Source organism: Pseudoalteromonas sp. NSLLW24 (assembly GCF_015864725.1).
Lineage (GTDB): Bacteria > Pseudomonadota > Gammaproteobacteria > Enterobacterales > Alteromonadaceae > Pseudoalteromonas > Pseudoalteromonas arctica.
Window position 1 is genome coordinate 110,891 of record NZ_JADYWQ010000006.1, and the last position, 20,571, is coordinate 131,461.

Here is a 20,571-nt window from a genome sequence, read left to right on the forward strand (position 1 = left end):
TAGATCAGAATTCAACTAACTAACAAATCGCTATAACAAAACTTCTTTTTTAAATTAAACTTAGGTCAACAGGCTCTAGCAGCTTTGTATGCATCACGTTAGTATAGTGTTCTACTTAAGTTACATAAAGATAATTACATGAGCATAAAAACAAACGCGTTAATTTACTTTTTAGCTTTTTGCAGCGGCTTTTGCATAATGGGCATTGAGCTTTTAGGTGGGAGAATTCTTGCCCCCTTTTTTGGCAGTAGCGTGCATATTTGGGGCAGTATAATTACTGTGTTTATGCTTAGTTTATCTTTTGGGTATTTACTTGGTGGTAAACTCAGCACTAAAAATGCATCCCTTACCAAATATGGTTTAATATTTTTAATTGCCAGCATTATGGTTGTGCCTATTACATTATTTTCGCAGCCAATAATGGAATTTATATTTACCCATATTGAAGATAGCCGCTACGGCTCGCTCTTAGCGTCAACTGCTTTATTTTTTATACCTACCGTTATTTTAGGCATGATCTCGCCCTACTCTGTGCGCTTACTGGTAACAGATAGCGATAAAAGCGGCCAAGTGGCTGGGCGTTTATACTTTGTAAGTACGCTTGGCAGTGCCCTGGGTACTATAATTACCTCGTTTTACTTTGTACTCGCGTTTGACGTGAATACAATTATTAGCGCCTTTGCTTTAACGCTTGGGGCACTGGGTTTAGTCGCGATTGTTATTAATACCTTGGTTAATAATAAGGGGCTTGCTCATGCTTAAATATTTGCTACTGCCATTAATTGTGTTTTCAGGTTCTGCGTTTAGTAAGGTTATTCATGAAGAACGCTCGCTTTATCGCAATATTATTGTTGAAGAAACGAGCGACTTACGTTGCCTTAAATTTAATACTAAAAGTAGCCAAACAAGCCAAAGTTGCATGTATAAAAGCAATCCCGACAAACTTGTTTTTAATTACACAAAATTGACGTTTGCGAGCCTTTTAGTAGCCGACAACCCTAAAAGTGTACTTATTATAGGATTAGGTGGCGGTACGCTTTCTAACGTTATTCATGAGCTATACCCCACTGCAAAAATTCATAATGTTGAAATAGATCCTGCAGTAACTAAAGTTGCACGCGATTACTTTAACTTTATAGAAAACGACTTAGTGACATCAAGCGTGCAAGATGGCCGCATTTTTATAAAGCGCGCCGCTATTAAAAAGCAAAAGTACGATTGGATTATTTTGGATGCGTTTAACGGTGACTATATTCCGGAGCATTTGCTCACTAAAGAGTTTTTTGAAGAAGTGCAAAGCGTATTGGCCGATGGTGGCGTTATTGCCGCAAATACGTTTTCAAGTAGTAAACTTTATGAGCATGAGTCGGCAACTTACCACGCTGTATTTGGCGACTTTATAAATGTAAGCCGCGAAAATCGCAGCAACCGTATTATTTTAGCGGGACTTAAATCAATACCGAGCGAAGCCCAAATTAACACGCGTGTTAATGCTCTCGCCCCTAAATTAGTAAAATACGGTGTAGATATAAAAGCGATTAGCCAACTTATGCACTTTACTAAAGACGGCCAAGATTGGCCTGCAGATACAAAAGTACTTACCGATCAATACTCCCCAGCTAATTTACTTAACTTTTAAAACTCCCTAAACCTCACCATTTTTATACAGGTGAGGTTTAGCAAATATTTTGCCACTTCCCGCACTTACACATATTTACTTAGCTTGCTAAGTAATGATAAAATAGTTAGCTTGCTAACTATGTTGGGATGGCTATGCCTACACAAAAACCTTTTCACGAGACGCTCGATTTAACAGTTATCGGTAATATGGGCCGAGTTCATCGCTTATGCCGCGAAGCAGTAACCATTGCTGTTGAGCCTTTGGGGCTTACTCAGTCGCGCTGGACTGCACTAATGCATATAAATATGCGTGGTGAGGGACTAACACAACTTGAACTTGCTAATAGCTTAGGGATAGAAATGCCTTCACTGACTCGCACGCTTAAGCAATTAGAGGAGCAATCGTTAATCGTTCGCCGTGTAGACAAACATGATAAGCGCAGTAAAAGACTCTATTTTACTGAGCAAAGTGATGCCATTTTACATTCATTGCAAGAGACCATTTCCGATATAAAAAATCAGTTATACAGCGGTTTATCTGTTGAGCAGCTAGATGCCATTGCATTTGGTTTGATCAAAATAGAGCAAAACGCCCTTAAATGTATTCAAGTTAATAAGTAAGGCTAAAAATGACACCGGATCAAAAGTTTGCACGCTATGTAAGGTTTTCTCTCATAGGGTTTATCTTAGTATTTATTTACTATTTAGTGGCCGATATGGTTTTGCCTGTGACACCACAGGCACGTGTATACCACCCTGTTGTGCAAATATCACCGCAAATTAGTGGCCGAGTCACTAGTGTGCAAGTTAATAATAACCAATCAGTTAAAGCGGGCGATATATTATTTAGTATCGATGAAGGCCCATATAATTTAGCCAAAGAGCAAGCTCAACTCGCGCTTGATGATGCCAAATTACAAAATAAGCGTCTTGATACCAATGTTAAAGCCCTTGAAGCACAAATTAGCGCTGCAAATGCTAAGCAGCATGAGCAAAAACTATTAAAAAGCAGAGGCGAAAAACTCTATACTCAAAAGTCTATATCAGAGCAAGAGCTTGAAAGCATTCGTGCTAATTTTGAAGCCAGTAAAGCAAATGTTGCGGCCCTAGAAGCGCAATTAGCTGAAGCAGTTTTAGCTAGAGGTGACTCAGGTAATAAAAACTTAGCTATGCGTCATGCTGCTAACCAGTTAGCGCAGGCTGAGTTAAATTTATCCTACACGCAAGTACGTGCACTAAGTGACGGCGTAGTTGCTAACTTACAGTTATTAGACGGCGCGTATGCTGTTGCAGGTAGCCCATTATTAGCTATTGTCGCTAAAAAAGCCGATTTAGTTGCCGACTTTAGAGAAAAGTCACTCTCAAATATGAAGCAAGGCACTCAAGCGCGCGTAGTATTTGATAGCCGCCCAGGTGAAGTTTACGACGCAATACTAGAAACATTTGAAGCAGGTGTTAGCAATGGTCAACTTAGTGCAAATGGTTTACTAAGTACAACAGAAACCAGCAATCGTTGGGTACGCGATGCACAGCGTCAACGTATTCATTTAAAGCTCGTAAATCATCAAGACTTAATAGCAAACATGCCAAGCGGGTCACGTGCAACAGTACAATTATTGCCCGAATCGACAATTGGGCAATGGTTTGGCTCTGCACAAATTAGGTTTATTAGCTGGTTACACTACATTTATTAATGGAGGATTTATGACTCAAATTGTTAGCCAAGGCCCACAATTAGACTCTAATGGCCTTCGCCAAGCACTACGCATTGCAGGTGGATGCACCCTTGGCTTTACTATTAGTAAATTAATGAACTGGCCTAATGGTATATTTTTTACCGTTTATCCTATGTTGATATTGGGCATGGTACCTACGTTAAGTCGTGGGCTCATAAATCAATTTATAGCATCTGCTGCATTTAGCGCGCTTATAGTGCTGATAATGCAGGGATTGTTTTCTCACTTACCAGTAGTTATGACATTATTAGTGTTTGGTGTTTTTTGCTTTTTATTTTACCAAATGAGTAGCGGTAGTGCCTTTTTATTTGGCGCTTTAGGCGTGATAAGCCTTTCTATTCAGCTACATTTTTCGAGCTATGTTGATGAAGGAAGTAGTATTTATCCGTTAATTTTAACTAATGGTTTGGCTATATTTTTAACCGTTGTTATTGGAGCATTAATGCATGGCCTATTTCCTGATGTAACCGCAAGGCCCGGGCGAGTAATGCCAGCTAAAGCAAAAGAAAGTATTCGCCATGAGGTATTGTTATGCTCAACCGTGGCTACGCTCTCTTTTGTGGTTTTTCAGGTTCTTGATTTACAAGACTCAATATCTGCGCAGGCAGCATCTGTGCTTATTTTGTTTTCATTGTGCTGGAAAGCCGCAGGTATGGCTGGTTGGCAGCGAGCAATTGGAACGCTTATAGGGTGTAATGCAGCGTTACTATCGCAACTATTTTTGTATAGTCACTCTGATTTTTTACTTTTTCCGATGGCTATTTTATGGATACTTTCGTTTCTTTTTGCGCGTTTTCATATTTTAGGCGGAGGCATACCTGGTATTGGTTTTGGTGTGCTGACTACGTTTGGTATTTTATTTGGGAACTCACTCGGGCCAGGCCAAGATCTTGTTTATAGCGCAATGTACCGGTTTAGCTCGGTATCGGTGGCTATAATATTAAGTCTGTGCGTTGTGTATATTATGCACCATATACTTAATCGGTTTAGTGTAACTCGACATCATACTTTTGATTAGGTAAATCTTGTTTTATAAAACTAAAGGCTGCAATTGCAGCCTTTTTTATAAGCTTAGTTAAGCTATTTTAATGATATAAATAAACTATAATTTTGTTTTAAATACTCACCAAAGGCTCTTTGTACACAATAAAGCTTTTAGTCTTTTTGGGTGATAAGGAGCGTAAGCACACCTGCTATAATCCCCCAAAAAGCAGACCCCACTGATAGCAATGTTAAGTTAGATGCAGTTACTAAAAAAGTAACAATTGCGGCCTCCGTATATTTAGTGCTACTAAGGGCTTGCTGCAAACTATTAGCAATGGTGCCAAATAGCGCAATGCCCGCCAAAGCTAAAATAAGTGCCTGCGGTAAACTTGCTACCAAGCCAACTAATGTAGCTGCGCACAGCGCCATTAAAATATAAAATGCGCCCGCCGCTATACTCGCCCAATAACGTTTATCATGATTTTCATCCGCTTCATCACTCATACAAATAGCAGCGGTAATAGCGGCTAAATTAATAGAATAAGCTCCAAACGGGGCACTAAGCATATTTACAAAACCAGTCACATTAAGAGACGCAGATATAGGCGCTTTATATTTGTGCGCTTTTAAAACAGCAATGCCCGGTAAATTTTGCGAGGTCATGGTAACTATATAAAGTGGTAAACCTATGCTAATGCATGCTTGCAAGTGAAAAACGGGGTCAATATAAGCAAATTCGCTCATTTTCCAGTGCAGTGCGCTGGTATCAATATGGCCCATTTGCCAAGCGAGTAGTACACCTATAATAAGCACACTTAACATAGCAAAGCGGGCAAAAAAGCGTTTACCAATAAAGTACATAACAACCATTAAGCCAATCACTAAAGGCATGTCGTTCATAAAATTAAAAACATCAATACCAAAGGTAACAAGTACGCCGGCCAACATGGCGCACGCAAGCTCACTTGGAATACGGTTCATTATTTTTTCAAACCAGCCCGTCACCCCCGACAAAAAAACGAGCAATGCACTGAGCATAAACGCACCAATAGCCTCATTTAAGTTATACCCTTGGGCACTTGAAATCAGTAATGCAGCCCCCGTGGTAGACCACGCAATTAAAACAGGCACTTTGTAATAGTACGACAAACCTATTGACGTTGTGCCCATCACTAAACCAAGCATTAAAATCCAACTAGCTACTAAATCGGGCGTGCCTCCAAGGGTTATCACTACCTGATAAATCAATGCAATAGAGCTCGAAAAACCAATAATTACAGCCACAAGTCCTGCTGTAATTCGGTTAAGCAACTGATCAGACACCTTCATAAATCCCTCGTAATGCCATTTATGCAGCACACAACATACGTGCCCGATAAATGCATTGCAATTAGCGATTAGTTTACAAAGAGTGAAAAAAATTCACTTTTTATTTTTCATTGTAATTAACGTCAAAAAGTCACTTTTAACCATTGTATTTAACTAAACAAACAAGTACCCACAAACGCGCCAAAGCCCGCATAAACCCTACAAAAAACCAATACCAAAAAGAGTGAAAAACATACCAAAAATAAATATCCTTATACTTTATAAGGGATTATGGAATTTAGAATTAATTCTTTTCGGTTACATTTATTATCTTGATCTAATCCATTTAATAATATAAAACGTAACAAACAGTTAACCAAAAACACTAAAAGAGAAACAAATGAAGAGATCTGTCGTCTTACTAATTGCTATACCATTATCGGCATTTGCAGTTTATGGGCTATTTTTTTATGCAGATGAAACGGGCGAACCTATCGCGCCTGTTGCTATTGATTTTGTTCCTATTGATTTACAAAAAACGCGCAATACACATCCCCCTGCACCTATTGATATGAGTAAAGATCCAATTACCGTTAAACCTATTGTTGCCCCTAACAATAATTTACCGTTTGAAGAATTTGATGCCGTAAATCGCCTATCCGACAAAGCAAAGCAAGTGCTTATAAACGCAAAAGTTTTACCTACCGACTTGCATAACGAAGCCTACATTGAGTTTGATTTAAATTCTTTACAGGCTTTAGAAACTGGCGAAAATTTTGATTTAGCTATTCCGCAAACAGCCGAAACATTCACCGCAGAAGTGACTAATGTGGTTGAGTCTGAAAATGGCGATAAGAGCATATTTGGCAAAATAGTGGGTGTTGACGGTCGCATGCATAATACCGTTTTAACGGTAGGTAAAGATGCCGTATATGGTCAATTTACTGCGCCTTCTGGCAACTATGTATTCGAAAGTAAAGGTAAGTACGGATGGATTGCAGCAAAACGCGATTTATATAAAAGCCACATAGAGCATGATGTAACCGCACCAAAACCCAAATCAGATAAAAGCATCGATATATTTGCACCAAAAATTGATGGCTAACCAATAATCAAAATATAAAAAACAACTAAAGCTGCACTATAGGGCAACTTTAGTGTGTCTGCTTTTTATGAGCTCAACCAAGTTAAAAACAAGTTCCAACCACAACAAGAGTAAGGAAATACAATAATGAAAAAAGTAATCACAACAACCGCACTGGCTGCGGCATTATGTGCAGCAAGTGTTGCACAAGCAGAAACAATCGATATCGGTATTTTATATACCGACCAATCAGCTGCTGCAACTAGCAATATTGACACTAAAATAAATCAACTAATTGCTTTTAGTAATCAGGTATATAGCCAAAATGGCGTTGATATAACACTACGCTTAGCTGGCAAACAAAACTTAGGTGACTATGCAGTAACGCCGTCTGAGGATTGGTTAGATTCGGTTACAAATAGCAGCTACGTAGATGGTTTACGCAGCGATTGGAAAGCCGACATGATTGCCGTATTAGGTACTGGTCAAAGTGCTGGCAATGGGCTTATTTCATGCGGTTTAGCATGGGTTGGCCAAGGTACTAATGGCAATCTATACAGCTCAATGAGCAGCCGTATGTACTCAATCACTGCAATTGATTGTGGTGCAACGACATTTGTACACGAACTTGGTCATAACCAAGGTTTAGCGCATTCACGCAAACAAGGTGATACGTCTGGCGGTGTATATGTAGATGGCATGGGTCACGGCGTACAAAACGAGTTTGCAAGTATAATGGCTTACCCGCACGTTTACGGTAGCGCTACTCAGTACGATTACTTCTCTAACCCTGGCTGGAGCGTAAACGGTATTGCATTTGGTATTACAAACCAAGCGCATGCAATTCGCACAGTTACTGCTACAAAAACAAGTATTGCTAACTTTAAATAAGCTGCCCAATAAAAAAGTGGGCTAAATAGCCCACTTTATAGTTTTAACATGTTCTTCCCTGCAGAGCGCTTACGCGCTCTTTTAGATTAAACTAATGCACAACGATTTTTTGCTTAATTGCTGGCATTAATGTTTTACCATTGCCATCTACTTTGTTTAACAATTTAAGTCCCATCACTTTTGCAAGTACTGGGTAAATATCAAGGTTATTTACTTCTTTAAGGCTTACACCTTGTTTAAATGCAGGGCCTACAGCAATAAATGATGCTGCCATATCCTCGGTATATGCATAACCGTGAGTCCCTAAATAGGTTGGTTTTTTACCATTGGTAAATACCGCTGGCGCTGTAGTTTGCACCACAATATCGCCTACGCGAGTGCCTTTATTGTAATGATACGCTGCTAATTGCTCGTCAGTTAATACTGTATAACGACCGTTTGACGCATCTCGTAAACGTGCTTTGTAACCTTCAATATCAGCGTTTTTAGCATCCGGTTGGGTATAAATAAGTAAACGTGGGCCAGTATTTTTAACTAAAAAGTTTTCATCTTGAGGCAGTGTGGTTACATCAATGCTTTTATCTGGATCTATACTCGTCATACCATGATCCGACACAATAACTAAGTTTACCTCTTGCTCTAATTTACTTAAGCGAGTTTGTAATTGCCCCATTAATTCATCAAGCTGTTTAACTGCATCACGCGTTTGTGGTGCGTCTGGCCCAAATTCATGGCCCATGCTATCAACTAGCGAAAAGTAACTCGCAATAAAACGTGGGCGCTGTGCTTTTGGTAAGCTTAACCACTGAATAATTTGATCAACACGGCTTTGGTAATCGCTGTATTTAGAATAGTGATAAAAGTAATCTGGTGTCATGCCGTTAAATAATGCATCTGACTCAGGCCAAAAATAAGTAGCCGATTTAAGTCCCTGCATTTTGGCTAAATTCCAAAGCGGAATACCCTTTACCCATGTGCTATCGCCCAATGCTTTGCCCATGCTGTAACAGTCGCTTTTACGCGCTTTATCACAAAAGCTATTATCAACAATGCCATGGTTTACTGGCAGTAAGCCCGTAATAATAGAAATATGGTTAGGAAACGTTTTAGTTGGATAAACAGGTATTAGCTTTTGTGCGCGAACACCGCGCTCGGCCATTGCTTTTAAATTTGGCGCGCCGTGTTTTTCAATATAATCCCAACGCAGGCCATCAATTGATACAAGCACCACAGTTTGCTCTTTTGCAGCAAATGCGCTGTTCATTCCTAACATTAGGCAAATTGATACTGCCTTTAAAATCCACTGTTTCATTATAAACACCTATAAATGCACAACAATTACTCAAAAAATTATTTTAAAGCAAGTTGTTACTTTATGATACAAACTGATAGATTAAACCCTGTATATTAAAGACAAATGACTATGTGCTAAAAACTATGCCAGTCATCAATTGTAAAAAAGGACAAGTATAAAGATGACCATAGATTTTAGTAAAAAAATAACGCCAGCACGAATGTACCGCACAACCTCTAACTTACAGATGGCGCTAGAAAGCGACCGTGGCCGTATTATTAACAGTGCCGCTATTCGCAGGCTGCAGCAAAAAACCCAAGTGTTTCCGCTTGAGCGCAACGCAGCTGTACGCTCTCGCCTTACCCACTCGCTTGAGGTACAACAGGTTGGTCGTTTTATAGTGCAACGTATTTTTGCTAATTTAAGCTATCAACGACAAAAAGATTACGGCTTAACCGACCTAGAGCGCCCGCTAGAAAGTTTAGTAGAAATGGCCTGCTTAATGCACGACATAGGCAACCCACCGTTTGGACATTTTGGCGAAGCGGCTATTAACCACTGGTTTAATAACAACTTGGCAAGCGTAACACCCGAGCGCTGTAAAGAACCAAATACCGGTATAGGTGTTGTTTTTAAACACCTTGCACTTGATATTTGTAACTTTGAAGGCAACGCCCAAGGCATACGTATAATTCATTCTTTGCAAACGCTTAATTTAACTTACAGCCAAAGTGCTGGTATTTTAAAATACACTCGCCCTGCTGGGCTTGATGTAAAAGACATTCCGCAAAATAAAAACTATTTAATGAAAAAAGTAGGTTACTACTACAGCGAAAAAAACTTTGTTGAAGCGCTACAAAAAGAGCTCACTATTGAGCCTTACTGCCGCCATCCTGCAAGTTACATAATGGAAGCCGCCGACGACATTTCGTATTGCTTAGCCGACATAGAAGACGCCGTAGAAAAAGACATAATAAGCACTGAGTTGCTGTGCGAAAAACTTAAAAGTAGTTACAAAAAAGTATTAATAAATCTGTTAATCGACGACGCTCAACATCAAAATTTTGTAGACAAAGCCGTAGACTACGCACTAGAGCGTGCACAAGCACAACCCTATAATTTTAATAGTGAATTTTTTATATACCTGCGGGTTGCATTGCTACATCCGCTAGTAAATCACGCCGCAAAACGCTTTATCGAAAATATAGAACCTATTTACTACGGCGATTTTAACCAAGCGCTTTTAGAAGATAGAAGCCATCTACATGCAGTAACTAAAACACTAAAGCAGGTAGCGCTAGAGCATGTATTTTCAAACAAAGAAGTCGAAAAATTAGAGCTACAAGGGTATCGCATAATTAATGGTTTGCTCGATTGCTATAAACCATTACTGCGACTTAACAAGGATGACTTTAAGCGTGCACTCAATGGCGATTCACGTTTATTAATAGAGTCGCGACTTGTTAAAAAGCTCTCTAAAAAGCACTTAAACAGTTACCAACACGCAATAGATGCGATGCAAGAAGAGCCCGATCACTTTGCTGCATACGAGTTTTATTATCGTTGTAGATTAATCCAAGATTATATAAGCGGTATGACCGACCAATTTGCTTACGATGAATATCGCAGCCTTATGGTTATTGATTAGTTGTATTACTCTGGATAATTTTTAATTTTGCGCTTAAAATCAAACTATTAATATTTAAGCGCGCATAACTTCATGATATCAAAACTAATTAGATTTACCCTTTGCTTTGCCTTATTTTATAGTGCGCAAAGTGCTGCATACAACGAAGCTATGTGCATTTTAATTAAACAAGAAATGCAGCAAAATAGTAATAATAAAGCGAGTCAAAAATATCGTAAAGCTGCGCGTGATTACAAAAATAACTGTAATAAGCCAAAAGAAATTCAAGCACAACCTAAGCCCCAAATAATAGAGCCTGAGCCGACTATTATTACTCAGCCACAACCTAAAATTGTTGAACCTGCCCCTGTAATTAAACCCACTGAAAAAGCTGTTAAAGAAAGCATCAACGAGCAAACCCTTAATTTAACTAATGATCAAAAACAACAAATAAACGATCAGCTAAATACCAACAGTAACGAAATAGTAATTAATGCAGAGCCAACAAAAGCAGCACCCGAGCAAGTAGTTATAGAGCAAAAAAACGAAGCTGTGATAGAGCAAGTAAAACCGGCGACGCCAGAGCAAAGCGTTCAACCTACGCCTGAAAAGCCTGTACCTGTAAAACCAGCACCGGTGTTAACTAAACCAGCGCCTGTAATTGCGCCGCAACCTGTAGCGCAGAGCCCAAGCTCGTTACTTTTACCCACTTTAATACTTGTTATAGTGGTACTTATTGGCGCTATGATAGTCGTGCGCCTGCGCCGTGCAAAACAAAGTAAAGCGATGGCAGAACCGACTATAGCGGCTCCACCTGAAGTTAAATCAGAAAAAATTGCTACGCCAGCTAAACCTGAAATTAAAGCAACAAAGCCAGTACAAACAACAAAAGAGCCAGAGATTGAGCCTGTCGTCATTAACGAAGCAACTCAAAATAATAAAGCAGTTGAGAGCAGCGTAGCGACAAATGAAGAGTCAGTGGAACCTACTAACACAGCGCAAAATACTGATATTGAACATACAACAACGCAGATCTCAGATGAGCAAAACAACGTAGTTATTCCATCGCAAACAAGTGAAATTGAGTCTGCACAAATGGAGCCAGCAGATACTTTAGAGCAAACAAGTACCGCTACGTTTAACGAAGTAAAACAAAAACCTGAACCTAATACCGCCGAGTTTGAAGCCGCCGCTAAAACAACCTTAGAGCGCATTAAAAATGCCAGCAGCTTTAATGAGCCAGAGGTACGCGACTTTGACCCAGATGCAAAGCCAGTAAAAAAACAACGTAAGCACTATACAGCGCAAGTAACGGGGCCTGCGCCAATAGAAGCCGAACATAACACTGTAGAGCCGGTTATTACTACTCCTGAGCCAGTAACAGCGAGTGAGCCGGTTATAGATTTACACGCTCCAGAGCAAATATCTGACGCTCAATCGACTACGTATACAACCGAGCAAGACTTTAAAGAACCAGAGGTGCGTACATTTAACCCAGATGCACCATTACCTGGTGAAAAGCCGATGCCTAAAAAAGAAGACGCGATACCTGAGCAAGCACAAACAACACCGCTAGTTGATGAGCCAGTAATTGAGCCTAAAAAAGCAGACAGTAACAATCCATTTGCTAACTTATCGTTAGACTCAAGCTGGGATCCTGACTCGGCTGAAAAGCCCAAAATAGAAGAGAAAAAACGCGCCCCTAAATCACAAGCATTAATAGATGCAGAAGAACGCGCTAAAAACATGCAAACCAAATAGTAAGTTTTAAAGTAGCGCCTCATATTTGAGGCGCAGTTTTAGTAACCAAATAATTAACTGCTTTTTTACCCCATATTACTTACACTCTTATCCCATCCTAAAATGCGCCCTAGTAATTAGAAGCTTCACTCTCGCGCAAACAAGCTCTGCGCCTAGTGCAATATTCAAGCTTGAGAGTCTTTTGTAAGCCTACAACTTGTTGACGCGATGGGTGCAGAGCATACATTTAACAGGTGGTATTTTTAGACTGGAGTTTACGGCTACGTTATACGTAGCCTTAAATTAAGCTAACTTGGTCAACATGCCCTAATTAAAAGTCCTAGTTAACAGCCCTAGCGGTACGTTTATTTTTAAGCTTTAACCCGCCAATTAATAGCAGTGGCCCTATAAACATAGCAAGGCCATACACGCCACCGGTAACCGCGTATTCTGGTTTATTCAAAAAGCTAATAGCAATTAAAATAGCTAACGATGCATTTTGAATTCCAACCTCAATTGAAAGCGTCAGCGAATCAGTTAAATTTAATTTTGAACACTTAGCAATTAACCAACCAACAACCATTGAACCAATATTAAGTGCTATGCACGCCCAAAATACATCGTTAAATGAGCTAACTAATAAATCGCGCTCTTTTATTACTAGTGCGGCAATCATCATAAGCATAAAAAACAACGAGAAGCGTCTAAAAAACGGCTCTGCTTTAATGGCAAAATCACTTTTAAAGTGACGTAACCAAATGCCTATAGCAACTGGCACTAAGGTAATAAAAAATAGCCCTAATGAAGTAGTTAAAATAGAAAAAGTAGCATCGTCTGCTGGGGCAAACTGACTCATAGCAAAGCCAATAATAAACGGTGTGGTTATTATACTAATTGCGGTAGAGGCAGCGGTTAAACTTACCGAAAGCGCTAAATTAGCTTTAGCAAGCTGGCTTACTACATTTGACATAGTACCGCCGGGGCAGGCAGCTAATATCATTAAACCAATAGCGATAGGCGTTGGTAGGTTAAGTAAATAACACAGCCCTAATGCTAATAAAGGCATTGCTACAAGTTGGCCTATTAAACCCATAACAATGGCAAGCGGGCTTTTAAATAGACGAGTAAAATCGTTTGTTGTGAGCCCAAGACCCATACCAAACATAATAAGTGCAAGAGCGAGCGGAAGTATTACTTCAGTTAATATAGATGCATTCAAATTAGACAGCCTCGTTTGTTATTGTTTTTAATTGGAGTGTTAATTTTTAAGTTAACTGTATACCAATTCGCTTAATTAAGTGATCTATTTTGAGGATGGAAAAACGTGTTGATAGCTAGGCAAAAAATTCGCTATTTAGTTGTTCTAAATGAGAATTTTTTAACACAGGTAGCGACACGTTTAGCCCCGCAAAATGATTAAGTATTATTGCGGATTGGTATAACGCCCCTTTACAATAAATCCTAATGCTATAAGCATTACTTATTTAAAATAGTAGCAATGCGTTTACCCAGTTCTGGAAGTACATCTTGTTCAAACCATGGATTCTTTTTAAGCCATATATTATTACGCGGACTGGGGTGTGGAAGCACTAAATAATTTGGCCAATATTCACGCCACGATTTTACTAACTCCGTAAGTGGCATTTTTTTAGTCTCCGGTAAATGATACGCCTGCGCGTATTTACCTAATACTATTGTCAGCTCAATATTTGGTAGTGCAGCCAATAATTGCTCGCGCCATGCTGGGGCACATTCTTTTCTCGGTGGTAAATCACCCGACTTCCCCCTACCCGGGTAGCAAAAGCTCATAGGTAAAATTGCTATATTATTAGCGTCGTAAAATTCATCACGTGTTAGCCCAAGCCATTCTCGTAGGCGGTTTCCGCTTGCATCGTTAAACGGCACGCCTGTTTCGTGAACTTTTATACCCGGTGCTTGGCCTGCGATTAAAATACGTGCGTTTGGGTTAAATTGTATTACAGGTCGAGCCCCTAAAGGTAAATGAGGATCACAGATCACGCATTTACTAACTTGGTCTATTAATTGGTGACTATTCATGTTTATTTGGCCTTAAATGCTTAATTTTTATCCTAAATGGCCATTTAGGATAAATGAGTTGGTAAAAAATCGGTTTATTTTATCTAAAATGGCGATTAGTTAGTAAAATCCTGATCTTTAAGCCTAAATGTCCTACAGCCCTTATAGTACCTAGTGTTCTTTCGCCCATACCGCAAATTCGTTACCACTTGGTTCTGTAAAGTGAAACCGACAACCGCCAGGAAACTCAAAAATAGGTTTTAATATTACTCCGCCAAATGTCTCTACTTTTTTAAAGGTTGCGTGTATGTCGTCGCTATAAAAAATAAGTAATGCTGCCCCATGCTGAGTTAGTGATTTTAATGGAGCCTGAAAAATCCCACCATCTAACCCCTGCCCACTAAACGCCGTGTATTCTGGGCCGTAGTCAGTAAACTGCCAATTAAATACATGACTAAAAAAGGCCTTAGTTGCGGGTAAGTCGCATGCTGGAAACTCTACGTAATTTAGTTTTTCGTGATCGCTCATCGTTATTTCACTCTTTATTTTTACTCAGTTTATTAACCTTAAGCTTTACATGCAGCCTGTGCAATATCATTAAACAATAACAGATCAGTATTTTACTAAGTAATCTAAACTCTGGATAATAAATCTATCTCGAGCAGCTATTTTCAGCGCTAGAGAAAATAAATTTAAATATCACCATAATTCAATACGTATAAAACCTGTTAACCAAGGTTCAGGTTAAGTAAGAAGGATAATTTACTAAAAGTTAGTCGCCGTAAATGAGAATAGCTATCTTTTGTATTTGTAACATATATAATAGCGCCTTTGTTTTATCCTCAGCTTTAAATAAAGGGATTAATTAACTATGCAGGCACCTTTGCACAGTGCGCCATTCGATAAGGTTAACGTAATTGCGCTTATAGTAAAAAGCGTAAGCAGTTATCGAGTTTTGGTATTTTTACGTTTTTTTATTGCCATAATTGGTGGCTATGCCTTTACCTCTGCAAGTACTGCGTTATTAAGTTTTGTATTGCCAATAGCTAAGCAAGACGCTGTACTGTTTAGTGTTTCAATCAGCATTTTAATTTATGCCGTAGTATTTATTTATGCCTTTAGCGTTAAATCATTAAGAAAAGTTTGGATCAGTATTTTACTAAGTACAGGTGCGTTTATCGGATTGCTTGTATTACTAAAGGGTTGGGTATGAAAGACAGCTTTTTCAGATCGATGACTTGGTTACACACTTGGGTAGGGTTACTCGTTTGTTGGTTATTATATTTAATATTTTTTGCAGGAACACTTAGCTTTTTTAGAGACGAAATAACGCTGTGGAATCAACCTGCCATACATAATGTACAAGCCCAAACACAGCGTATAGAAGCGCAAAAACAACAAATAATTACAGGGTTCGATTACTTAGCTAACCATGGAGCTAACTCATCAAGCTGGCGTATTACATTACCTGAGCCGCGTATTCCTTATTTAATTTATGGTTATGCAAAGCCAAAAGAGCCAGGCCAGCGCCGCAGCCAGTTTAAAAACACACAGTTAAACCCTAATACCATGAAAGAGCTTGAGCCCTTTGTAGATACTAAAGGTGGTAACTTTTTTTATCGGCTGCACTATGATTTACATTACATGGATGCAATAACCGCACGCTGGATTGTGTGCTTTGCTAGCTTTTTTATGCTAATTGCCATTATATCGGGTGTGGTTATTCATAAGCGTATTTTTAAAGATATGTTTAGTTTTAGACGTAATAAAGGTAGCCGTACGTGGTTAGATGCCCACAATTTAAGCTCTGTGCTTGCCCTGCCTTTTCATTTAATGATTACTTACACGGGCATGATTACGCTCATATTTATGTTGTTTCCCTACCCTGCGCAAACGTCTTACGATAACGGCATGCGTGGCTTTTTTAACGATGTAACCCCTCGCAACACCATGACCGATAAAGCCCAAGGCGAATCATCAATGGTGCCGATTCAAAGCATTTTGGATCAGGTTTATACTAAGTGGCCTCATGCAGATATTACTCGCGTACAAGTTAACCAACCAAATATGGCTGCTTCAACAATTACCGTATTGGTAAGCGCAGGTAAAGCACTGCGTGACCAAGCACCACGCTTAATATTTAGTGGTGCTACAGGGCAAATGGTTGCTAAAACTGATGACGAGCTAACTAGCAGCAAAGCGCTTTACGAATCACTTAATTCAATGCATACAGGGCGTTTAGCTACGTGGTTACTGCGTTGGTTATACGTATTAGGCGGTATTGCAGGCTGTGTAATGATTGGCTCTGGCTGTATTATGTGGGCTAAGCGAATTCGCGAGCGAACTAAAAATAACGTTAAACCTTCGTTTGGTTTAAAACTAGTTGAAGGGTTAAACCTAGCCACTATTATGGGACTTCCACTGGCAACGTGTGCATTTTTTATTGCTAACAGACTACTTAGCCCAACTACCGCAGAGCGCGCCGATAAAGAAATACTCGCGTTCTTTTTAACATGGCTAGCGGTTGCTCTTTTAGCACTTATAAAGCGCGACACACTGCAATGGCGAGTTATGGCAGCTATAAATGCTGTTGCATGTTTAAGCGTACCGGTTATTAATGCACTTACAACTAACGGTAATATAGTTAGCTATTTGATGCACAAACAGTGGGCTTTATTTACTTTTGATGCACTGTTTTTGTTATTTAGTATATTATTTTTTATACAAACCGAAAAATTACGTACTGCTAAAAACAACTCAAAAATAATCAGCCCTAGTCAATCTAATAACCTTAAAAGGCAAAAACCATGATTGATTTACTTGGGTTTAGCCTATGCCTGCTCAGTTTTAACTGTTTTGCGCTGGCTAAGTATAATCATTTTAAAGATGTATTTAAAAAACGCCCTACAGAATCCCAACGTAAAAAGCTGCTATTAGCTGCTTGGATCAGTATTTTACTAAGCTTGGTGCTTTGTATAGTTACTCAAGGTGGATATGGAACATTACTATTTTGCGGGTTTATGAGCCTAAGTGTCTTAATTATAATGGTTTTTTATAATTTTTTAGTAGGCTACGTAAAGTGGTTTAGTGTTTTAAATAGCGTGTTAGTTGTACTAAGTGGGTTGTTTTTAGCGTTAAACTAGCCTTAGTTAGTAAAAACGTGATCCGTTATTTTCTCATATATTAGGCAAAAAAAATGGCAAGCTATATAGCTTGCCAACAATAGGGGATATTCAGTGTTTCCAATACTTACTGTCTCACGGCAAGTACACACAATATAACCATAATATATTTAAGTTACTTTACAGTTAGGTGACTCTTTTATTACTACTGTAAAGGGGCTTTACATTGTTTATTGCTCAACCCAAATTATTTCATCAGTAGCAAAGCCCAACTCTTTAGCTTTAGTTAAAAAGTGTTCTTTAAGCTCTTTGCTAACCGTTGGTGTACGCGATAAAAACCACAAGTAATCTTTGTTGTAACTGGTTATAAATGCATATTGATAATCGGGTTGGTCAAGTTCAAAAATCACGTAAGCGCCATAAAATGGACCAAAAAACGAGACTTTAAAATGTCCGGTGTCAGTGCCCTCAACAAACTTGGCCAAACCTTCGGCGTCATCCCATTTTTTATCATCCGTTAAATACCCTTTGTTAAGGACCTTTACTGTGCCGTCGTCGTTAATTGAATAAGTCGCGGTAACTTGCTCCATACCTTCTTCAAATGAGTGGTTGAGCCGCGCTATTTCAAACCATTTGCCTTTATATTTTTGTATATCAAAGTTTTTAACGGGTGTTATTCCCTCAGGAGGGCTGGTGCAAGCACTAAGAAAAAATAGCCCTGTAATAAGTAAACCGTATTTAATAGCCTTCATGTAAGCTCCTTTTTAAATTACATAAATAGTACGTATTATCTAAATATAGATGGATATAAAGTTTGCTAGCCGATTAAAAAATTTTGCTATAGGATCATATTAATTCTAAAGCAATAAAAATGACCATAGCATGAAAATTTGGGTAGATGCAGACGCGTGTCCTGTTGTTATAAAAGAAATACTTTTTAGAGCTGCAGAGCGTATGAAAATCGAGACTATTTTAGTGGCTAATCACGCAATGCGTATTCCGCCGTCAAAATACATAAGCCGCGTTCAAGTATCGTCGGGGTTTGATGTAGCCGACGACGAAATAGTAAAACGTATTGAAAAAGGCGATTTAGTTATTACGGGCGATATTCCGCTAGCAAGTGAAGTAATTGATAACGGCGGGCAAGCACTCAACCCGCGTGGCGAGCTTTATACCACCGAGAATATCCGCTCAATACTTAACGTGCGAGACTTTATGGATACCATGCGCTCAAGTGGCGTAGAAATGAGTGGTGGGCCGCCGCCACTTAGCCAAACCGATCGCCAAAACTTTGCAAATAACCTCGACCGTATTTTAGCGCAAAACAAGGCTAACTAACTTGAATACCCAATTAGTTGGCTTAGGTGATACGCAATTTAGCGTGGCGGTATACGTAGCAAAAGCGCCGCCAATGCCGTTTTTTGAAACACTCGAATGCCTTGAGCCGGTTATAAATGAGCAAATAAATACCATAAACCAGCACTGTGGTAATGGTTGGCGCAAAGTGTTTAACGTGTACGCAAAAGTGCTATTTGCCCTGCCAAGTGAGCATTATTCATTTGCTAAACAAGCCCCTACTTGGCAACAATATCGCGATGAGTATTTACTGCAAAACAATAGTAAAACCGCCCTGCTATTTAGCGCGCCCAACATTACTATTACGTGTGCAAATAAAGCTGCTAGCAATAAAAACCAGTTACACATAATTGCAGGGCGTACGCACGCTAAAAACTTATTACAACAAGGTAAGTTACATGCGCAGTTTGATTGGCTTGACGACGAGTTTGCAATCGATACCAGTAACAACATTATTGTGTGCCCATATTTTGATTATAGACAGTTAAGTAATATAAAAATTGCGAGATTAAGCGAACTAGTCGCGCAGCTAAAAATCACTAAATAACACATTGTAAGGAACGACCATGGCCGGAATTTTAGAGTTAAACGAATTATTAAAATCAATGCAGCCAGCGCTTAAGCAAGGCGAGTATATTTTTTGTTGCTTAGCAGGCTCACTTGCCGATTATGTTCATTTAGAGCCACTTGCCACTTATGTTGAAGAGGAAGGGCTAACCCTTATTTTAAAAGCTAAAACCGCCGATAAAGCAGGTATTACTTACGAGGGTAAATATAATTTAATCACTCTTAACGTACATTCAAGTTTAGAGGCCGTTGGGCTAACTGCTGCGGTATCTGCAAAGCTAACTGAGCATGGCATTAGCGCTAATGTGGTTGCTGCGTTTTATCACGATCATATTTTTGTACAAACAGATAAAGCACAAGCTGCAATTAAAGCACTTGGAGAGATTGGTTAGGATTGCTGGCACAGCAACGATTTGAGTGATGTTAATATTAGAGCGTCGGGTGGCGCTTCGCTTAACCGACCTACGTATAAAAACACCGAGTTTGTTCACTCGGTGTTTTTATTGGTGCTAAATAGCGGGTGCTTGTTCAGCTTGTAAAACTTAAACTACATACCCACTAAAACCTAGCGCTTTAAAATAAAGTTTAGGAATGCCAAATTTGCACTCATTTAGTAGTTCGCTAAAGCGCATTCTATCAAGCGGGTAAAACTCATTTTCTAAGTCGTGCCCTGTTTGTGTTTTACCTGTTTCGGTTAAACCCAATTGCGCGCACGTTGTAAGCTGGGCTTCGCGCTCAAATGAAGTTTCAGGGCGCATTAAATCTGCAATATAAAGGTTGGCGTCTTTTTTAAGGCTTCCTTTAATCGCTTTTAGTAACTCTTTTTTATCGCCGTTATCTTGTACAAAATGCATTACCAATAAACATAAAACGGCATCGGCTTTAACCGATAATTTATTAACAGGTCCGTTATGAATATTAACGCGGCTTGCTATGCCTTGCTCATCAAATTGCTGCTTCGCGATAGCAAGCATATCGGCTGATGTATCTTGCGCGGTAAATTGCCATGTAGGGTTTAATGCAGCCAGTGCAAGCACTTCTTTGCCTGTGCCTGCCCCTACTACTAAAATATGCGCATTATCGCTTAGCGTTGCTTTTAGCTGTGCGTTAGTGAGCTGATGTAATAATTCATAACCAGGAACTAAACTGGTTATACGGCTATCGTATTGTGTTGCTTGCTCGCCTGTAAACGTTGGCATTGTATC

General features: G+C 39.3%; 22 protein-coding genes. 15 read left to right on the forward strand and 7 right to left on the reverse strand.

From position 1 onward, the window contains the following. Positions 1 to 138: 138 nt before the first annotated feature. From I6E72_RS08190 to I6E72_RS08210, 5 genes are all read left to right on the forward strand, one after another. Complete coding sequence (locus tag I6E72_RS08190) at positions 139 to 762, forward strand: fused MFS/spermidine synthase (protein ID WP_007583564.1); 624 nt, start codon at positions 139 to 141, stop codon at positions 760 to 762. Beyond that, a complete protein-coding gene (locus I6E72_RS08195) occupies positions 755 to 1,639 on the forward strand; it encodes a spermidine synthase (RefSeq protein ID WP_024607812.1) in 885 nt (294 codons plus the stop codon). Before I6E72_RS08190 ends, I6E72_RS08195 begins: the two co-directional genes overlap by 8 nt. 134 nt (positions 1,640 to 1,773) lie before the next feature. After that, positions 1,774 to 2,241: a MarR family transcriptional regulator gene (locus I6E72_RS08200; RefSeq protein WP_007583567.1), complete on the forward strand. Its 468-nt coding sequence runs from the start codon at positions 1,774 to 1,776 to the stop codon at positions 2,239 to 2,241. Between the two features lie 8 nt (positions 2,242 to 2,249). Then, complete coding sequence (locus I6E72_RS08205) at positions 2,250 to 3,314, forward strand: HlyD family secretion protein (RefSeq protein WP_024591513.1); 1,065 nt, start codon at positions 2,250 to 2,252, stop codon at positions 3,312 to 3,314. 10 nt (positions 3,315 to 3,324) lie between these two features. Beyond that, entirely contained in the window at positions 3,325 to 4,374 is a 1,050-nt protein-coding gene (locus tag I6E72_RS08210) for a DUF2955 domain-containing protein (RefSeq protein WP_007583570.1), read from the forward strand. Between the two features lie 137 nt (positions 4,375 to 4,511). Here I6E72_RS08210 and I6E72_RS08215 read toward each other — a convergent pair whose 3' ends face one another. After that, a complete protein-coding gene (locus I6E72_RS08215) occupies positions 4,512 to 5,669 on the reverse strand; it encodes a benzoate/H(+) symporter BenE family transporter (RefSeq protein ID WP_197111809.1) in 1,158 nt (385 codons plus the stop codon). Positions 5,670 to 6,048: 379 nt separating this feature from the next. On the opposite strand from I6E72_RS08215, the gene I6E72_RS08220 reads away from it, so the two are divergent. Both I6E72_RS08220 and I6E72_RS08225 read left to right on the forward strand, forming a co-directional pair. Next, entirely contained in the window at positions 6,049 to 6,753 is a 705-nt protein-coding gene (locus I6E72_RS08220; RefSeq protein ID WP_197111811.1) for a hypothetical protein, read from the forward strand. 126 nt (positions 6,754 to 6,879) lie between these two features. Continuing rightward, positions 6,880 to 7,623, forward strand: coding sequence for a zinc-dependent metalloprotease family protein (locus I6E72_RS08225; protein ID WP_007583576.1), 744 nt, complete (start codon positions 6,880 to 6,882; stop codon positions 7,621 to 7,623). Between the two features lie 91 nt (positions 7,624 to 7,714). On the opposite strand, the gene I6E72_RS08230 is transcribed toward I6E72_RS08225, so the two are convergent. Further along, complete coding sequence (locus tag I6E72_RS08230; RefSeq protein WP_197111813.1) at positions 7,715 to 8,935, reverse strand: alkaline phosphatase family protein; 1,221 nt, start codon at positions 8,933 to 8,935, stop codon at positions 7,715 to 7,717. A gap of 163 nt (positions 8,936 to 9,098) precedes the next feature. On the opposite strand from I6E72_RS08230, the gene dgt reads away from it, so the two are divergent. After that, complete coding sequence (dgt, locus tag I6E72_RS08235) at positions 9,099 to 10,565, forward strand: dGTPase (protein WP_197111815.1); 1,467 nt, start codon at positions 9,099 to 9,101, stop codon at positions 10,563 to 10,565. Between the two features lie 72 nt (positions 10,566 to 10,637). Next, entirely contained in the window at positions 10,638 to 12,305 is a 1,668-nt protein-coding gene (locus tag I6E72_RS08240) for a cell surface protein (RefSeq protein ID WP_197111817.1), read from the forward strand. 319 nt (positions 12,306 to 12,624) lie between these two features. On the opposite strand, the gene I6E72_RS08245 is transcribed toward I6E72_RS08240, so the two are convergent. From I6E72_RS08245 to I6E72_RS08255, 3 genes are all read right to left on the reverse strand, one after another. Then, entirely contained in the window at positions 12,625 to 13,503 is an 879-nt protein-coding gene (locus I6E72_RS08245) for a bile acid:sodium symporter family protein (protein ID WP_024591551.1), read from the reverse strand. Positions 13,504 to 13,760: 257 nt separating this feature from the next. Further along, a complete protein-coding gene (locus tag I6E72_RS08250) occupies positions 13,761 to 14,342 on the reverse strand; it encodes a uracil-DNA glycosylase family protein (protein WP_197111819.1) in 582 nt (193 codons plus the stop codon). Positions 14,343 to 14,492: 150 nt separating this feature from the next. Next, positions 14,493 to 14,849: a VOC family protein gene (locus I6E72_RS08255; RefSeq protein ID WP_007583589.1), complete on the reverse strand. Its 357-nt coding sequence runs from the start codon at positions 14,847 to 14,849 to the stop codon at positions 14,493 to 14,495. 343 nt (positions 14,850 to 15,192) lie between these two features. On the opposite strand from I6E72_RS08255, the gene I6E72_RS08260 reads away from it, so the two are divergent. The 3 genes from I6E72_RS08260 to I6E72_RS08270 are packed head-to-tail and all read left to right on the forward strand — an operon-like array spanning position 15,193 to position 17,464. Beyond that, positions 15,193 to 15,534 (forward strand): hypothetical protein, encoded by a 342-nt coding sequence (locus tag I6E72_RS08260; protein ID WP_007583591.1) that lies wholly within the window; start codon positions 15,193 to 15,195, stop codon positions 15,532 to 15,534. Beyond that, positions 15,531 to 17,132 carry a PepSY-associated TM helix domain-containing protein gene (locus tag I6E72_RS08265; RefSeq protein ID WP_197111820.1) on the forward strand — a complete coding sequence of 534 codons (1,602 nt, stop codon included), beginning with the start codon at positions 15,531 to 15,533 and terminating at the stop codon, positions 17,130 to 17,132. Before I6E72_RS08260 ends, I6E72_RS08265 begins: the two co-directional genes overlap by 4 nt. Further along, positions 17,129 to 17,464 carry a DUF3325 domain-containing protein gene (locus I6E72_RS08270; RefSeq protein ID WP_007583595.1) on the forward strand — a complete coding sequence of 112 codons (336 nt, stop codon included), beginning with the start codon at positions 17,129 to 17,131 and terminating at the stop codon, positions 17,462 to 17,464. The genes I6E72_RS08265 and I6E72_RS08270 overlap by 4 nt, the downstream gene beginning before the upstream one ends. Before the next feature lie 209 nt (positions 17,465 to 17,673). Here the strand turns inward: I6E72_RS08270 and I6E72_RS08275 are convergent, their stop codons facing one another. Further along, positions 17,674 to 18,195, reverse strand: coding sequence for a lipocalin family protein (locus I6E72_RS08275; protein WP_007376693.1), 522 nt, complete (start codon positions 18,193 to 18,195; stop codon positions 17,674 to 17,676). A gap of 130 nt (positions 18,196 to 18,325) precedes the next feature. On the opposite strand from I6E72_RS08275, the gene I6E72_RS08280 reads away from it, so the two are divergent. Genes I6E72_RS08280 through I6E72_RS08290 form a run of 3 tightly spaced genes read left to right on the forward strand, consistent with a single transcriptional unit; the run spans position 18,326 to position 19,758 of the window. Next, positions 18,326 to 18,781: a YaiI/YqxD family protein gene (locus I6E72_RS08280; RefSeq protein ID WP_007376692.1), complete on the forward strand. Its 456-nt coding sequence runs from the start codon at positions 18,326 to 18,328 to the stop codon at positions 18,779 to 18,781. A gap of 1 nt (position 18,782) precedes the next feature. Then, a complete protein-coding gene (locus tag I6E72_RS08285) occupies positions 18,783 to 19,346 on the forward strand; it encodes a DUF6942 family protein (protein WP_197111823.1) in 564 nt (187 codons plus the stop codon). A 19-nt stretch (positions 19,347 to 19,365) separates the two neighbouring features. Beyond that, positions 19,366 to 19,758 carry an ACT domain-containing protein gene (locus I6E72_RS08290; protein WP_197111825.1) on the forward strand — a complete coding sequence of 131 codons (393 nt, stop codon included), beginning with the start codon at positions 19,366 to 19,368 and terminating at the stop codon, positions 19,756 to 19,758. Positions 19,759 to 19,908: 150 nt separating this feature from the next. On the opposite strand, the gene I6E72_RS08295 is transcribed toward I6E72_RS08290, so the two are convergent. Beyond that, a complete protein-coding gene (locus tag I6E72_RS08295; RefSeq protein ID WP_197111827.1) occupies positions 19,909 to 20,565 on the reverse strand; it encodes a class I SAM-dependent methyltransferase in 657 nt (218 codons plus the stop codon). Positions 20,566 to 20,571: the final 6 nt, after the last annotated feature.

Bases quoted from the DNA above. Each gene is read 5' to 3' on its own strand.
- I6E72_RS08190 (WP_007583564.1), top strand. From the start codon at position 139: ATGAGCATAAAAACAAACGCGTTAATTTACTTTTTAGCTTTTTGCAGC.
- I6E72_RS08195 (WP_024607812.1), top strand. From the start codon at position 755: ATGCTTAAATATTTGCTACTGCCATTAATTGTGTTTTCAGGTTCTGCG.
- I6E72_RS08200 (WP_007583567.1), top strand. From the start codon at position 1,774: ATGCCTACACAAAAACCTTTTCACGAGACGCTCGATTTAACAGTTATC.
- I6E72_RS08205 (WP_024591513.1), top strand. From the start codon at position 2,250: ATGACACCGGATCAAAAGTTTGCACGCTATGTAAGGTTTTCTCTCATA.
- I6E72_RS08210 (WP_007583570.1), top strand. From the start codon at position 3,325: ATGACTCAAATTGTTAGCCAAGGCCCACAATTAGACTCTAATGGCCTT.
- I6E72_RS08215 (WP_197111809.1), bottom strand. From the start codon at position 5,669: ATGAAGGTGTCTGATCAGTTGCTTAACCGAATTACAGCAGGACTTGTG.
- I6E72_RS08220 (WP_197111811.1), top strand. From the start codon at position 6,049: ATGAAGAGATCTGTCGTCTTACTAATTGCTATACCATTATCGGCATTT.
- I6E72_RS08225 (WP_007583576.1), top strand. From the start codon at position 6,880: ATGAAAAAAGTAATCACAACAACCGCACTGGCTGCGGCATTATGTGCA.
- I6E72_RS08230 (WP_197111813.1), bottom strand. From the start codon at position 8,935: ATGAAACAGTGGATTTTAAAGGCAGTATCAATTTGCCTAATGTTAGGA.
- dgt (WP_197111815.1), top strand. From the start codon at position 9,099: ATGACCATAGATTTTAGTAAAAAAATAACGCCAGCACGAATGTACCGC.
- I6E72_RS08240 (WP_197111817.1), top strand. From the start codon at position 10,638: ATGATATCAAAACTAATTAGATTTACCCTTTGCTTTGCCTTATTTTAT.
- I6E72_RS08250 (WP_197111819.1), bottom strand. From the start codon at position 14,342: ATGAATAGTCACCAATTAATAGACCAAGTTAGTAAATGCGTGATCTGT.
- I6E72_RS08255 (WP_007583589.1), bottom strand. From the start codon at position 14,849: ATGAGCGATCACGAAAAACTAAATTACGTAGAGTTTCCAGCATGCGAC.
- I6E72_RS08260 (WP_007583591.1), top strand. From the start codon at position 15,193: ATGCAGGCACCTTTGCACAGTGCGCCATTCGATAAGGTTAACGTAATT.
- I6E72_RS08265 (WP_197111820.1), top strand. From the start codon at position 15,531: ATGAAAGACAGCTTTTTCAGATCGATGACTTGGTTACACACTTGGGTA.
- I6E72_RS08270 (WP_007583595.1), top strand. From the start codon at position 17,129: ATGATTGATTTACTTGGGTTTAGCCTATGCCTGCTCAGTTTTAACTGT.
- I6E72_RS08275 (WP_007376693.1), bottom strand. From the start codon at position 18,195: ATGAAGGCTATTAAATACGGTTTACTTATTACAGGGCTATTTTTTCTT.
- I6E72_RS08280 (WP_007376692.1), top strand. From the start codon at position 18,326: ATGAAAATTTGGGTAGATGCAGACGCGTGTCCTGTTGTTATAAAAGAA.
- I6E72_RS08290 (WP_197111825.1), top strand. From the start codon at position 19,366: ATGGCCGGAATTTTAGAGTTAAACGAATTATTAAAATCAATGCAGCCA.
- I6E72_RS08295 (WP_197111827.1), bottom strand. From the start codon at position 20,565: ATGCCAACGTTTACAGGCGAGCAAGCAACACAATACGATAGCCGTATA.